General features: G+C 66.2%; 13 protein-coding genes and 1 tRNA gene. 8 read left to right on the forward strand and 6 right to left on the reverse strand.

Annotation, left to right across the window (positions count from 1 at the left end; all coding sequences use genetic code 11):
- The first annotated feature begins 35 nt into the window (after window positions 1–35).
- Window positions 36–1673: a CHAT domain-containing protein gene (locus tag V8J55_RS18785; protein WP_336447127.1), complete on the forward strand. Its 1638-nt coding sequence runs from the start codon at window positions 36–38 to the stop codon at window positions 1671–1673.
- Window positions 1674–1784: 111 nt separating this feature from the next.
- On the opposite strand, the gene V8J55_RS18790 is transcribed toward V8J55_RS18785, so the two are convergent.
- Complete coding sequence (locus tag V8J55_RS18790; RefSeq protein WP_336447128.1) at window positions 1785–2132, reverse strand: hypothetical protein; 348 nt, start codon at window positions 2130–2132, stop codon at window positions 1785–1787.
- Between the two features lie 183 nt (window positions 2133–2315).
- On the opposite strand from V8J55_RS18790, the gene V8J55_RS18795 reads away from it, so the two are divergent.
- Entirely contained in the window at window positions 2316–4085 is a 1770-nt protein-coding gene (locus V8J55_RS18795; RefSeq protein WP_336447129.1) for a hypothetical protein, read from the forward strand.
- Window positions 4086–4150: 65 nt separating this feature from the next.
- Here the strand turns inward: V8J55_RS18795 and V8J55_RS18800 are convergent.
- Together V8J55_RS18800 and V8J55_RS18805 are read right to left on the reverse strand one after the other, a co-directional pair.
- A tRNA-Thr gene (locus tag V8J55_RS18800) sits at window positions 4151–4226 on the reverse strand.
- A gap of 102 nt (window positions 4227–4328) precedes the next feature.
- A complete protein-coding gene (locus V8J55_RS18805; protein ID WP_336447130.1) occupies window positions 4329–4799 on the reverse strand; it encodes an Lrp/AsnC family transcriptional regulator in 471 nt (156 codons plus the stop codon).
- Between the two features lie 125 nt (window positions 4800–4924).
- Here V8J55_RS18805 and V8J55_RS18810 point away from each other — a divergent pair, with 125 nt between their 5' ends.
- From V8J55_RS18810 to V8J55_RS18825, 4 genes are all read left to right on the forward strand, one after another.
- Entirely contained in the window at window positions 4925–5977 is a 1053-nt protein-coding gene (locus V8J55_RS18810) for a Leu/Phe/Val dehydrogenase (protein WP_336447131.1), read from the forward strand.
- A complete protein-coding gene (locus V8J55_RS18815; protein ID WP_336447132.1) occupies window positions 5977–6222 on the forward strand; it encodes a hypothetical protein in 246 nt (81 codons plus the stop codon). The genes V8J55_RS18810 and V8J55_RS18815 overlap by 1 nt, the downstream gene beginning before the upstream one ends.
- Before the next feature lie 152 nt (window positions 6223–6374).
- The gene (locus V8J55_RS18820) at window positions 6375–7088 is read left to right on the forward strand and encodes a glutamine amidotransferase (RefSeq protein WP_336447578.1); all 714 of its coding nucleotides are present in this window, start codon (window positions 6375–6377) and stop codon (window positions 7086–7088) included.
- A gap of 111 nt (window positions 7089–7199) precedes the next feature.
- Window positions 7200–8423 (forward strand): NAD(P)/FAD-dependent oxidoreductase, encoded by a 1224-nt coding sequence (locus V8J55_RS18825; RefSeq protein ID WP_336447579.1) that lies wholly within the window; start codon window positions 7200–7202, stop codon window positions 8421–8423.
- A gap of 3 nt (window positions 8424–8426) precedes the next feature.
- Here the strand turns inward: V8J55_RS18825 and V8J55_RS18830 are convergent, their stop codons facing one another.
- Together V8J55_RS18830 and V8J55_RS18835 are read right to left on the reverse strand one after the other, a co-directional pair.
- Window positions 8427–11243: an autotransporter family protein gene (locus V8J55_RS18830; protein ID WP_336447133.1), complete on the reverse strand. Its 2817-nt coding sequence runs from the start codon at window positions 11241–11243 to the stop codon at window positions 8427–8429.
- Window positions 11244–11315: 72 nt separating this feature from the next.
- A complete protein-coding gene (locus V8J55_RS18835; RefSeq protein WP_336447134.1) occupies window positions 11316–11942 on the reverse strand; it encodes a DUF4126 domain-containing protein in 627 nt (208 codons plus the stop codon).
- A 108-nt stretch (window positions 11943–12050) separates the two neighbouring features.
- Between V8J55_RS18835 and V8J55_RS18840 the strand changes: the two genes are divergently transcribed.
- Both V8J55_RS18840 and V8J55_RS18845 read left to right on the forward strand, forming a co-directional pair.
- Window positions 12051–12845 (forward strand): NUDIX hydrolase, encoded by a 795-nt coding sequence (locus V8J55_RS18840; RefSeq protein WP_336447135.1) that lies wholly within the window; start codon window positions 12051–12053, stop codon window positions 12843–12845.
- A gap of 176 nt (window positions 12846–13021) precedes the next feature.
- A complete protein-coding gene (locus tag V8J55_RS18845) occupies window positions 13022–13249 on the forward strand; it encodes a hypothetical protein (protein ID WP_037517451.1) in 228 nt (75 codons plus the stop codon).
- Window positions 13250–13364: 115 nt separating this feature from the next.
- On the opposite strand, the gene V8J55_RS18850 is transcribed toward V8J55_RS18845, so the two are convergent.
- On the reverse strand, window positions 13365–14222 hold the full coding sequence (locus V8J55_RS18850) for a carbon-nitrogen hydrolase family protein (RefSeq protein ID WP_336447136.1): 858 nt from the start codon (window positions 14220–14222) through the stop codon (window positions 13365–13367).
- Window positions 14223–14336 lie beyond the last annotated feature (114 nt).

The following is a 14336-nucleotide window of genomic DNA, read 5'->3' on the forward strand; positions in this document are numbered from 1 at the left end:
CTTGTAACCAACACCCTCGACGGCGGTACGCGGGAATGTCGTTCCTGTTGGCCGCAGTTGCTGCGAGCTTCGCGGCGAAAGCACAGGAACCGGACCCTCGTGCGATCGGCAAGGCGTTTGAATATGTCCAGCTGGCGACGCTTTCGGAATCGACGATCAACCTCAACGCCGCGACGGTGCTGGCGTCGCGCGGCGATAGCGAAATTGCCGTTTGGGAAGGCGAGCGGCAGGCCGCGCTGGCCGATTTGACACGCGCGGAACGCGATTTCGAAGACGCGCTCGCTGCAAAACCCGACCCCGCTGTCGGTAAGCAGGCTGCCGAGCGCCGCGCCGCGCTTCTCGTGGGCATCGAGGCGATCGAGGCCCGGATTCGCGACCGCGACCCTGCCTATTGGGATCTTCTGCACCCTGAAGCCGTGTCGCTCGCCGGCTTGCAGCGCCTGCTCAATGCCGACGAGGCTCTGCTTCTGATCGTGACGTTCGAAAAGAAGAGCTACAGCTTTGCGGTCACCGCCAAAGGCGCCGGCTGGTCGCGTGTCGACGGCTATGGATCGCGCGAACTGAAATCGGACGTCGATGCCATTCGGTCCGGAATTCGCGAAGAGATCGACGGATATGCGGATCCCGGCACCGGCATCGATCTTGAACGCGCGCATCGCATCTACGCGAATCTGGTGGCGCCGGTCGAAAAGGACCTAGGAGGCAGACGGCGGATCTTCACGGTGATCGGCGGGCCGCTTTCGGCCTTGCCCCTCGGCCTCCTTCCCAGAACCCCGGCCCGGGAATCCGGAGGCGCCGCCTGGATGGCGGACGAGCGCGTCATCATGTCGCTCGCGACGGTTTCCATGCTGCGCGCGCAGCGCTGCCTGCTTGTCGATCAAAAGCATCGCCATGCGGGCTGCGAGGCGGCCGGCGCAGGACGGTCGGCAAGCAAATCGTCGGGTTTGCAGGGGCAGGGGTTTCTGGGGGTCGGCAATCCGGCGATCGGGAAGCAGGGCGTGCCATCGGCGCAGCCGGCGGGCGTTCCTGGCGACTGGGCGACCCGGGGGATCGCCAATCGCGATATGCTGATGGGGATGGTGTCGCTTCCGGGTACGGCGTCCGAACTGAAGATGGCCGCGCAATCCTTCGGCCCGGGTCGAAGCCGTCTGCTGATGGGAAGCGAAGCCGATGAGCGGAATGTCCGGGGGGCCTTGCGCGAAAGCCGGCCGCGTTTCATCGCCTTTGCGACCCATGGGCTGCTGGCGTCTCAGGTCGGCGGTCTGGCCGAGCCGGGGCTGGTGCTGACCCCGCCGGCTAGCAATGTCCGATCGGACGATGACGGCTTTCTGTCGGCATCGGAAATCGCGCAATTCCAGCTGGCGCGTGCCGCCATCATCCTCTCTGCCTGCAACACGGGAACCGAGGAAAGAGGCATCGCCTCGCGTAACCTCAACAGCGTCGCCCGGTCGTTCCAGTTCGCCGGCGCGCGCGAGGTCATTGCATCCCATTGGAACGTCGACGATGAAGCAACGGCGCGGCTGATGGAGATATTCTTCAGGAAGATCGCAGCCAATCCTTCCTTGTCGGTTCCGGCCGCATTCCAGGAAGCGCAAGGCGAATTGCGGCGCGATCCTCGCTGGACATCGCCGGCCTTTTGGGCCCCCTTCTCGACTATCGGCGCTGATCATTGAGTGGCAGACCGTTTCGATCGTGATATTGATCCGCTGGTGCGCCAGTTCGCGCGTCACCCAGTCAGGCGGCGGTAGTCAGACGGACAACGGGGATGGTTGCCCAACGCCTGCTCAAGCCGTTTTGCAAAAGCGCGCTCTCGCGAACCTGGTTGAATGCCGCCCATTGTGGCCAGGCGCCGCCAGCGGCACCTGGATAAAGGTCACGAACAGCATGAAGGCAAGCGCCGGTTCGAGCGCTGCGGCGTCGGGCTTCGGCGCGCCCGCAAGCGCGCCAAGCAACACGAGAAAGCGAACAGGTCGAAACATCCCGAGGATTGCCAGCGGCCATGCCGGAATGGTGCTCAGCCCTACGGCTGTGCGATCAAATATGCCGATGAGGCTGCGACGAAGGCCTGATCGCCGGGCTCCCTTGTTGTCCGTTCCACCGCGGTCTCTATGGATCGCGGCGAGGCGGGGCATGTCTGCGGCGGAAAACCCCCAAGTCATTCTGGGGCCGGGCAGGCGCGCTCGAACAGATTTGGTCCGAACTTGCTTTGGATATTAGTGGATTAGGGAGTACCTAAGATTCGGTTTTGGCGCGTAATCTATTCGTGATATTTGGGCATTTCTGTTTCTGGTCACCTTTGGGGAAGGGGGATTGTGATGCTTGGCCCATTCAAAGCCGCGGCGATAGTGGGGATCGGGATTTCGCTGACGAGCTTTACGCCGCCGCCGGCTTTTTCGGCCGCCGCGCTGGAAGCGCTGGATCCGAGCCGTCTCGCGACCCTGTTTTGCGGCGCCCGGCGGGCGGGTTCGTCCCTGGCGCAGAATCTCCTTGTCGCGGCGGCGTTCGCGGCGCCCGCCAGTGAAGGCAGGCCGATACCGCTCTTTCCGGACCTCGCGACCTCACCGTTTCCGGTCTCGACCGACAAGGATCAGGCCCGGCGCTATTTCAGTCAGGGGCTGCTCCTGACCTACGGCTTCAATCATGCGGGCGCGGTGCGCTCGTTTCGCGAGGCGCAGCGGCTCGACCGCGATTGCGCGATGTGCTGGTGGGGCGAAGCCGTCGCGCTCGGCCCGAACATCAATGCGCCGATGGACGATCGCGATCGCGACGCCGCGCTGGGCGCGATGGACCGCGCGATGGCGCTGCGAAGCACCGCCACGCCGATGGAGCGAGCACTGATCGAGGCTGTCGCAAAGCGATATTCGCGCGATCCTAATAGCGACCGCGCCGCGCTCGATGCCAGCTACGCCGACGCGATGCTCGACGTCGCACGCCGGTTTCCGGGCGACGACGATGTGGCGGTGCTGACTGCCGAAGCGGTGATGGGCACAAGCCCGTGGAATTATTGGGAGGCTGACAAGAAGACATCGGTCGGCCGGAGCGGCGAAGCCGTGCGGCTTGTCGAGGCGGTGCTCAAGCGCAATCCCGGCCATGTCCAGGCGAACCATCTCTATATCCATCTGATGGAAGCGAGCGACCCGCAGCGCGCCGAGGCGGCCGCCGACCGGCTGGGGAGTCCGTCGGCGCCCAGCGCGGCGCACCTCGTCCACATGCCCGGGCATATCTATCAGCTGCGCGGCCGCCACGCCGATTCGATCCGCGTCAACATCGCCGCCGCGCGCGCGGACGAGGAATATATCCGCAGCGCCGGCGACAACGGGCTCGTGCGCTACGGCTATTATCCGCACAATGTCCACTTCATCGTGACGTCGGCGCAAATGGCCGGCGACATGCCCACCGCCATTCGCGAGGCGCAGCGGCTGCGAACCTTGCTCGATCCCAAGACGTCGGCGCAGATTGCGTGGATCCAGTCGATCGATGCCGCGCCTTATTTCGCAATGGCGCAATTTGCCGATCCGAAAGCCATATTGGCGATGCCGGCGCCCGACCCGAGCCTGGCCTATCCGACGGCGATGCGGCATTTCGCCCGCAGCATCGCCTATGCCGGGCTTCGCGACCGCAAGGCATTCGATCGCGAACTGGCGGCGATGACCAGGATACGGACGTCGGATGCGATGAAGGCGATGATCGAACAGGACGTGCCGGCGGGAGATCTGGTCTCGCTCGCCGAGCTCGTGGCGCGCGGCCGGTTCGCAAGCGCGCGGGGCCGCACCGACGAGGCCATCGGCTTTTATCGTCAGGCGATCGCGATCGAGGCCGGCCTTCCCTATCAGGAGCCGCCCTATTGGTATTATCCGGTGAAGCAGTCGCTGGGCGCGGCGCTGTTCCGCGCGCGGCGCTATGGCGAAGCGAGCGAGGCCTTTCGCGCCGCGCTGGCCCAGACGCCGAACAACGGCTGGGCGCTTTACGGGCTCGGCCGCAGCGAGGCCGCGCAAGGGAACAGGCTGGAGGCGGCCGCCGCCGACAAGGCCTTGTCGAAGGCATGGATCGGCGACAAGGCCTGGCTCCGCATGGATCGATTATAGTTGAGCGCCGGGAAACGCGGCGCAAAGCCCTTCGGCTTTTCTCTGGCGATTTTCGGGGAAGGTGGTGGTGCCGCTTACAGGACTCGAACCTGTGACCCCATCATTACGAATGATGTGCTCTACCAACTGAGCTAAAGCGGCAACGAGGGGCGCCACTAGCAGCGCCTTGGGATGAAAACAAGCATCCTTGCGCAGGATTCGGTGTTCGCATTCGACACGGGCAAAGCGGGGGCAGTCCCGTGCCTAATCCTGACCCAGCGGCAGTTCGGTCGTCGCCTTGATTTCGGACAGCGCCACCGTCGAATTGATTTCCTGTATCCCCGGCAATTTGCTCAGCTGGTCGAAGAAAAAGCGTTCATAGGCGTCGATGTCCTTCGCGACGATCCGCAGCATGAAATCGGTCGTCCCCATCAGCACATAGGCGTCGAGCACCTCGGGGAACCCCTGGATCGCGGTGCTGAATTCGTCGAGGTTGGCGCGGCCGTGGGCGTTGAGCTTGACCTGCGCGAACACATGCGCGTTGAGCCCGACCTTGCGCCGGTCGATGATCGCGACGCGCTTCCTGATGAAGCCCTCGCGTTCGAGCCGGTCGATGCGGCGCCAGCACGGTGAAACCGACAGCCCGACGCGCTCGGCGATTTCGGCCGTGGTTTGATTCGCGTCGCGCTGCAATTCGCGGATAATCTTTATCTCGAATGGGTCAAGAGCGGTCATTTCATCCTCGTATGACAATTTTTTGGATCATAACATGCAAAAATGGGCATGGGCGACCGATAATCGATCAAGAATGCCCAAGGCGGAAATGCGACAAGGCACGCTCAATCAAAGGAGTATGTTTCATGGTCGTCCGTCTTGCCCGTCTGGCCCCGCCGCTCGAATGCGTGCGGCTCTATGATCTCGAAGCGGGGCTCGACGGATTCATCGCGATTCACTCGACCGCATTGGGCCCGGGGGCGGGCGGTTGCCGCCTGTGGTCCTACCCCGATATGAAGCAGGCGCTGGGCGACGCCGTGCGGCTTGCCGAGGGCATGAGCTACAAGAATGCGCTTGCCGGCTTGCCGCTTGGCGGCGCGAAAGCGGTGCTGCGGCGTCCCGAGGGCGAGTTCGACCGGGTGGCGCTGTTCCGCGCCTTCGGCCGCGCGGTCGAAAATCTGGGCGGCATGTATGTCACCGCCGAGGATGTCGGCACATCGGTCGAGGACATGCAGGAGGTCGCCGCGGTCTCGCGCCATGTCGCCGGACTGCCCGCGGTTGCGGGACGTGCGGGGGGCGACCCATCGCCGTGGACCGCCAAGGGTGTGTTCGAATCGATGCAGGTCGCCGCCGAGTTCGCACTGGGGCGCGATCTGGCGGGGCTGACGGTGGCGGTGCAGGGCACCGGCAATGTCGGCGCCGACCTTTGCCGCCGCCTCGCCGATGCGGGTGCGCGGCTGGTCATCGCCGACGTCAATCCGGCGCGCCGCGATCGGCTGAAGGCGGTGCTTGGCGCCGAGGTCGTCGACGTTTCGGAGATCGCTTCAGTCGAGGCCGACATCTTCGCGCCCTGCGCGCTCGGCGGCGCGCTCGACCGCGAGACCGTTGCCCGGCTGAAGGCGAAGCTCGTTTGCGGCGCGGCGAACAACCAGCTTGCGACCCCCGACGTCGCTGCGCTGCTGCTCGAACGCGGGATCGCCTATGCCCCCGACTATGTCGTCAACGCGGGCGGCATCATCAACGTGTCGGCCGAATATCTGGGCGAGGACGAAGATGATGTGAAGCTTCGCGTCGCCGAAATCGCGCCGCGCGTCGGCGCGCTCCTCGAACGCGCGGCGCGCGAAGGCCGCTCGCCCGCGTTGGTCGCCGACGAGATGGCCGAAGAGGTGATCGCGGGCGCGCAGCGCGAGGCGGCCTGATGCACCGCTTCCATGTCGACGCGATCCTCGACCCGCAATCGCTGCCGCGCGTCGCCAATTATTTCGCGCAGCGGTCGATCGTACCGAGCGCGATGGCGATGCAGGTCCTGCCGACGCATATGCGGATCGAAGTGACGGTCGCGGGGCTTCCGCCCGGGCAGGCGGCGATCATCGCGGCGAAGCTGGGCGAAGTCGTCGCCGTCACGGGGTCGGAACTGGAAGAGCTTGTCGCCGAGCTGGCCTGACGGCCAATGGCGGCCCGTAGCGAACGGAGCCAAGCTCAGCTACGGGCCGCAACAGTATCTCTACTGCTTTGGTAGAGTGACATCGGGGCGATGGCTTGGCTAGACAGGGTGCGTTCGAAACAGCGCAGCAACCACTCGATTCATCGCCCGAAATGCCATCGCAGCAAAAGACCAGAACCGGACTCATCATCCGCCATGTCCCGCACGAGGGGATCGCCGGATATCGCGAACCGATCGAGGCCGCGGGATATGCGCTCGCGCGCCTCGACGTATCCGATACGAATTTTGGCGCGGTCGATCTGGGCGAGCCCGACCTGCTCATTATGATGGGCGGTCCGATGGGGGTTTATGAGCAGGACGCGCATCCGTGGATCGCCTGCCAGATGAAGCGCCTGGCACGCCGGCTCGACGCGGGGCGGCCGACGCTCGGCGTGTGTTTCGGGGCGCAAATGATCGCCGCGGCGATGGGCGCGCGGGTTTATCCGGGGCCGGCGAAGGAGGTCGGGTTTCACCCGCTGAGCTTTGTCGACACGTCATCGCCGCTGCGCCACCTTGCCGGCGTGCCGGTCCTCCATTGGCACGGCGACACCTTCGACCTTCCCGATGACGTCGAATTGCTGGCGTCGACGCCGGCCTATCCGCATCAGGCATTCCGCCGCGGTAACAATATCCTCGCGCTGCAGTTCCACGGCGAGATGGGGCTCGATCCGCGGTTCGACGAATGGCTGCGCCAATGGCCCGATGCGCTGGCGGAAACTGGCGGGAGCGTGAACGGAATGCGCGACCTCCATCGGCGGCATGGTCCTTCCGCGGTGGCGGCGGGGCGTATGATGATCGCCGAATGGCTCGCCGGGCTGACGGACTGAACGGCCTTCGCCGACCTTCAAGATTTTCTTTCGTGATGGCGAGGCCGCGGCGGCTTGCCTCGGTCGCGGACGCGTGCGAGGGGCACCGGCGAGCAGTCGGAGACGAAGACGATGCAGTTCGACGTGGTGATAGTGGGCGCGGGTCATGGCGGAGCGCAGGTGGCGATCATGCTGCGCACGCAGAAGTTCGCAGGGACCATCGCGATCATCGGCGACGAGCCCGAACTCCCCTATGAACGCCCGCCGCTGTCGAAAGAATATTTCGCGGGCGAGAAGGAATTCGAACGCATCCAACTGCGCCCCGCCAAATATTGGGACGAGCGCGAAGTCACGATGCTGCTCGGCAAGCGCGTCGCGAGCGTCGATCCGGCCGCCCATACCGTCACCACCGATGGCGGCGAGACGATCGGCTATGGCAAGCTCGTCTGGGCGACTGGTGGATCCCCGCGCATGCTCCCGATCCCCGGCGGCGACTTGCCCGGCGTGCAGGGCGTGCGCACGCGCGCCGATGCCGACGCGATGAAGGCGGCGTCCGAAACCGCGGGCCAGATCGTCGTGATCGGCGGCGGCTATATCGGGCTCGAAGCCGCGGCGGTGCTGAGCAAGGCGGGCAAGAAGGTCGTGCTCCTCGAAGCGCTCGATCGCGTACTCGCGCGCGTCGCGGGCGCCGACCTGTCGCGCTTTTACGAGAAGGAGCACCGCGATCATGGCGTCGACCTGCGCCTCGGCGTGTGTGTCGATGCGATCGAGGGCGAGACGAAGGTCACCGGCGTCCGACTTGCCGACGGGGAGGTGATCCCCGCCGATCTCGTCATCGTCGGCATCGGTATCGTGCCCGCGGTCGAACCGCTGATCGCCGCGGGCGCCGACTGCGCCAACGGCGTGCGCGTCGACCGCCTGTGCAAGACGAGCCTGCCCGACGTCTATGCGATCGGCGACTGCGCGGCGCATGCGAATCACTTCGCCGAAGGCGCCGAGATCCGCCTGGAATCGGTGCAAAACGCCAATGACCAGGCGAATGTCGTCGCCAAGGGCATCGTCGGCGACGAAGCGCCATATCACGCCATCCCCTGGTTCTGGTCGAACCAGTACGACCTCAAGCTCCAGACCGCGGGTCTTTCGACCGGGCATGATCAGGCGGTGCTGCGCGGAGATCCCGCCACGCGCAGCTTCTCGGTGGTCTACCTCAAGGCGGGCAAAGTCATCGCGATCGACTGCGTCAATGCGACCAAGGATTATGTCCAGGGGCGCATGATAGTCACCGCGGGGCTGGTGGCGACGGCCGAGCAGCTCGCCGACACCGAAACCCCGCTGAAAGCGTTGCTTCCCGCCTGACGCCTACCAGCGGATCGTCACCCCGACCGTGCCGCCATAGCGCCGGCTGCGCGGCCCGTCGGCGTCGAACGCATAATCGCCCTTCACATGCACCGCGACGCTGTCGCCGAGGCGTGCGATCAGCCCGGCGCCGACCTCGGCCTCGGTGCGGCCGAGGTCGGTGCGGATCGGATCGGTGCCGAAACGCGTCGACTGGTCGCCCGAAAAGCCGTGCCACAGGCTGGCGTGGAGATAGGGCTGGAAGCCGCCATATTCGCCCTGGAGGCGCAGCCCGGCGCGCCCCGTAAGTGAATCGCCCGTGGCGAAATCGATCGCCGAGAAGGCGTCGGCGCGGTCGTCGAGCTTCACCTGCTGCCACAAGAGCTGCGCCTGCGGCTCGAGCGTCCACTTGCCCGAGAGCGCGATCGGATATCCGGCCTCGAGCGACGCGGTCCAGCCGGTGCCGTCGACGTCGATTGCCATGCCCGAACTGGCGGCGGCTTCGCCGTCGAACCAGCTGTGCATCGCCACCAGGTCGACGTACCAGCCGCTTGTCCCGACGAGCGTCGCATAACCGGCAAGGCTCGTCGCCTTGACATCGATCTGGCCGACGGTGAGGTCGTTCCAGCCGAGCGCGCCGCCGCGGACGGTGCCGTCGGTCGACGAGCGTCCGACGAAGGCGCCCAGGCGAATGTTCGTCCCGCCATCCTCGCCCCAGCCGGCGAAATCCTGCCCGATCTGGAATCCCGAGAGGTCGCCGTCGAGCGAGGGTGCGACGTCGCCGCCCCATTTGATGTCGCTATTTTCGGCGAAGACGCGTCCCCATGTCGCGGGCAGCACACCGCCGCCGCGCAGCAGCGCCTGCTCGCCGCGGCGCTCGTGGAAGGTGCCGAGCGTCGCCGACGCCAAATGATGCGCGACGGGCACTGCCGCGACAAAGGCCGCGACCTCGGGCCGGAAGAGCGGAACGACCTCGCCGGCCGCGGCAACGGCCGGTGTCGCGCCGGGCGTCGGCGGTTCGGCGGCCGGGTCGGGGGTCGGCGGCGGTAGCGGCGCGGGTTCGGCCGGCGGTTCGGGCGGCGGCGGCGGTGCGGCGGGTTCGGGCGCCGGCGGCGGCTCGGGCGTCGGCGCCGGCGGCGGATCGGTCACGGTCACCGGCGGCGCGGGATCGACCGGGTCGGGATCGACCGGCGTCGGCTCGGGCGGCGGGGGCGGGGGAGCGGGCACCGGCGGCGGCGGCGGTGCCGGCGGCTCGGGTGGCAGCGGTTCGGGGGCGGGCGCCGGTGGCGGCGGCGTCAAGACCGGCGGCGCGGGCGCGGGCTCGGGCGGCGGGGGAGCCGCGGGTGCTGGCGGGGGCGGCAAGGTCGAGCGCAGATACCAATTCTGCCCGGTGCCGGTGGTCGTGCCGCCGCGAAACAGGAAATATTCATAGGCGCCGACGGCGACGCGGTGGTTGAGCGCAAAGGCGCCGCTCGCCGTCGTTCCGCCATTGATCGCCTCGACGACAAGGATGCCGTTTTGCGCCGTGACACCCCCGGTGCCGCCGGCGTTGAGCACGGTGATTCCCGTTGTGCCCGACGCGGCACCCGCGTCGATCACCAGCTTGTCGGACAGCGAGTTGTCGCCCCCGAGCACGGTATCAATCAGCAGCAGGCCATCGTTGCCGACATAGTCGCCGCGCACGGTGAAGCTGTTGCCCGGGGTATTGCCGCCATTGGTCAGATCGATGCGCCCGGCGTTCACCAGCGTCGCGCGCTGTCCCGCGGTAAAGGCCGCGATCCCTCCCTGAAGGCCGCCGCCGAAGATCGTGCTCGACGCGTCGAGTTCGAAACGGCCGGTGCCCGTCCCCGCATCGCCAAGCGTCAGGAAGCCATCGAAGGTCAGTTCGCTATCGTTGGTGGCGCGGATCAGTTCCCAGCCGTCGAAGCGTGCGATTCCACCGCTTGTGACATTGTCGAAGGTGAGCGTGTCGGTTCCTTCGCCCCCCGTGATCCGCGGTGACCGGCCAAGATGCGCCGCCGTCAGATCCACCAGCCGCGCGCTGTCATTGTCGCCGCCGAGGTCGACCGTGCCATGGACGATGCCGCCGCCGTCCCAGGTGAAGCTGTCGGCGCCGACGCTGAGCAGCACGTCGCCGCCGACCGATCCCCCGGTGATCGTCACGCTGTCGGTGCCGCCCGAGACGCTGATATTGCCGCCGATCGTGCCGCCCGACAGGATGATCGTGTCGTTGCCGAATCCGGCGACGAGATTGCGATCGATGATCCCGCCCGACATGTCGAACAGATTGTCGGCGAGCTTCATATTGACGCGGCCGATGCGCCCGCCGGTCATCCGCGCCGTGTCGCCGTCGTCGAACGCGTCAACGATGCGGCCGCCCGACATGAGGAAGGTGTCCATCGACCCGCCCTGGTTGAGCGTGTTGATCTCGCCGCCGGTCATCACGAAATCGTCGATGCCTTCGCCTTGCTGCACCTGTCCGGTGACCGTCCCGGCGCTGATCTGGAAACGGTCGTCGCCATTGCCCTGATCGACGCCGCCGTTGATGCGGCCCGAATCCATCACGACGGCGTCGGTCCCTCCGCCAAAGGTTACATTGCCGGCGATGATCCCGGTTCCACCGGCGGGGAGCGTCAACTGGTTGTTGCCGCCCGGATCGTTCAGGCCGGCAGGGGAGGTGCCGCTGCTGCAGCCGTGGGTGTCGTCACCCGCGGTGGGCGTAAAGACGCATTGCGCAAGCGCCGGCGACGCCTGCGTCAGCGTGAGGCCGACGGCAGCGGTCGACAGGAGCAAATGCTTCCGGCGTGGGGCGAGCGGCTTCGATATGGATTTGGGGGGCATGCGTCCTCATTCCCTTTCGGGTTGGTATGCCCCCCTGTCCGTCAAGCCTATAAACTGAATGTTACCAAAACGCTAAGCATCAAATTGCGGCGGCGGTTCGTCGCCCAGAGCGCGCTTCAATGTCGCCTTGATATTGCGCAGCAGCCGGCGCAGTGCGATGATGACGATGACGGCGGCAACCGCGAGCAGGATCGCGATGACGATGGCCAGCGGCGGATAGGCGATGGCGAGCGCCAGCAGGCCGCCCGTGGCGACATCTTCGCCGGTCGACACGACGGCGTTGCTGAACGGTTCGGGGCTGACGTTGACGACCGCGCGCGTCGTCGCCTTGGCGCCATGGCTCAGCAAGGCGCCGCCGCCGCCGAGCAGAAAGGCGATGACCTGCCACGCCGGATCCGATGAATCGACCAGCGCCAGCGCCAGCAGCGCGCCGCCGAGCGGACGGACGATGCTGTGGACCGTATCCCAGATCGAATCGACCCAGGCGATCTTGTCGGCCAGGAACTCGGCGAGGGTGCCGACAAAAGCGACGCCGAGCACCCATGGGTTGGCGAGCACCTGTAAGGCGGCGAGATGTTCGGGCAGCGGCAGCCAGCCGAAATGCATCGCGGTGCCGGTCGCCAATATGGTGAGGTAGAGCCGCCAGCCGGCAAGGAGGCTGAGGCTGCCCGCGACGCCCAAAATCTCGACGATTCCCAATGCCCTGCTCCCCGTCCCGGATCCCTTGGTCGAGCGTCATCTTGCACCCGTCCGCGCGTGCCCGCAATGCGGGATGACAAGGGGATGCGGCGGGGTTATCGCTTGGCCATGACAAATACCCCGACGACCCCGCCCGCCGAGATCTTGCCCGACGGTGCCATTCCCGCCGCGACGCTGGTCATCATGCGGCCGGCGGACGACGGCGGCGCTGACGAGATATTGATGGTCAAGCGGTCGGTCGCCATGGCTTTCGCGGCCGGGGCGGTTGTGTTTCCCGGCGGCCGCGTCGACCCCGACGATTATCGGGTGGCGCGTCTGTACGGGCCGGGCATCGACGAAGCCGACGGCGCGGCGCGGGTCGCGGCGCTGCGCGAGACGCTGGAGGAAACGGGCCTCGCGGTCGGTTGGCCGGCGCTGGACGAAAGCGACGTCGCCGAGGTGCGGCAGGCGTTGCTCGCCGGAACGTTGCTTTCGGACATATTGGCAGCGCGCGGCGACCGAATCGCACTGGAATCCTTCGTCCCTTTCGCGCGATGGTGCCCCAATTTCAAAGAGGCGCGGACGTTCGACACGCGTTTCTATGCCGTCGTCGCCCCGCCGCACAGCCACGAGCTGACGGTCGAGGAGGCCGAGCACAGCCATATTTTCTGGGCGAGCGCGAAGGCCACGCTGGCGATGGCCGACCGCGGCGACGTGTCGGTGATCTTCCCAACCCGTCGCAATCTCGAACGCCTGGCTCAAGTCATGGATTTTTCTAGCTTTTCCGATCATTCCGGCCAGTTTCCGGTCGAGCTCATCACGCCATGGGTCGAGGAGCGCGAGGGGCAGTCCTATCTCTGCATCCCCGGGCATCTCGGCTATCCTGTTACGAGCGAATCCTTCGAGCGCGTACGGCGCGGATAAGTAGCGTTCGAAGCAACAACTTTTCCCCTATTTATGATTTACTAAGATTTACCGGGGTAGGGCAAAACGTCGTTGCAATTGCTGAACGCCGTGCCTAATAAGGCGCTGCAGAAGCAGACCGGGGGAAACTTCGCCGGTGTGATTCGACAAAAGTAATCCAGTGGACGGAGAAAATGATGAACCTGCTTAAGAAAGCTGCGATCTCTCTCGCAGCGACCTCGATGATTGCGGCGCCGGTTGCCGCGTCGGCTGCTCCCGCAGCCCGCGCAGCTTCGGCCGTTGACGGCCAGAGCGAACTCGAAGGCAGCACGAGCTGGATCATCGCTGTCCTCGCTCTCGTTGCTGTCGTTGGCGGCATCATCATCGCGTCGGACAACGACGACGACAAGCCGACCAGCCCGTAATAACGGCTGTTCTGGCTAGCCAGACTTTCGCAAAGGGCTCCGAGCTTCGCTCGGGGCCCTTTGTTTATTCCGGGTGGTGAACACCTGCGCGTCGCCAAGGCGCGATGATGCAGGGTCAGAGTGCGACGGTCCGGTTCGTCCGTGATCGCGCGAGCGGGATCGCCTGGCGGGCGCGGTGGGCGGCGGCCGCGTCGATGGGGGCGAGCGTCAGCGCATAACCCTCGGCGTGCGCGTCGCCCGGCCTTGCGGCATCGGCCAGAACGATACCCCAGGGATCGACGGCAAGGCTGTGGCCAAAGGTCTGCCGGCCGTCTTCATGCGCGCCGCCCTGCGCCGCCGCCACGACATGACAGCCGGTTTCGATCGCCCGTGCACGCATCAGGACATGCCAATGCGCCTCGCCCGTCGACACGGTGAAGGCGGCGGGGATGGCGATCACCGTCGCGCCGCGATCGACCAGCGCGCGGTAAAGCTCGGGGAAGCGCAGGTCGTAACAGATGCTGAGTCCCATCAGTCCGAGCGGCGTTTCGACGACCGCCACGGCGTCGCCGCCGGCATAGGCCGCCGATTCCTGCCAATTTTCGCCCGACGGCAGGGTGACGTCGAACATATGGATCTTGTCGTAACGCGCGCGGATGCTGCCGTCGGCGGCGATGACATGGCTGCGGTTGACGCGGCGTTCGCCATCGTCGGCCAGCAGCGGCATCGATCCCGAATGCAGCCATATCCCGTGCTTCTGCGCCAACGCCTGCAGCGCCGCGGGCCAGGGGCTGTCGGCTTCGCTAGCCAAATGCGCCCCGGATCGCGCGCGCTCGCGGTCGAGGAGCAGCGACATTTCGGGAAGAAAGGCCATCGCGGCACCGTGCGCCGCGGCTTCGCCCATCGCGCGGTCGATCGTCGCGAGATTGACGGCGGGGTCGATACCGCTGGTCATCTGGATCAGGGCGGCGAGGGGAGCGGGTTCTTCGGTCATGGCTTCTGGCTAAGCCGATGGCGTCCGCAGGACAAGCCGCATGACAGTTCAGTGGCCAGCAAGGTTCGAAGGCGATAAGATGGGGCAATGTTCACTTTCTCCCGGCGCGCGCCG

The organism is Sphingopyxis sp. CCNWLW2, from assembly GCF_037095755.1.
GTDB lineage: Bacteria > Pseudomonadota > Alphaproteobacteria > Sphingomonadales > Sphingomonadaceae > Sphingopyxis.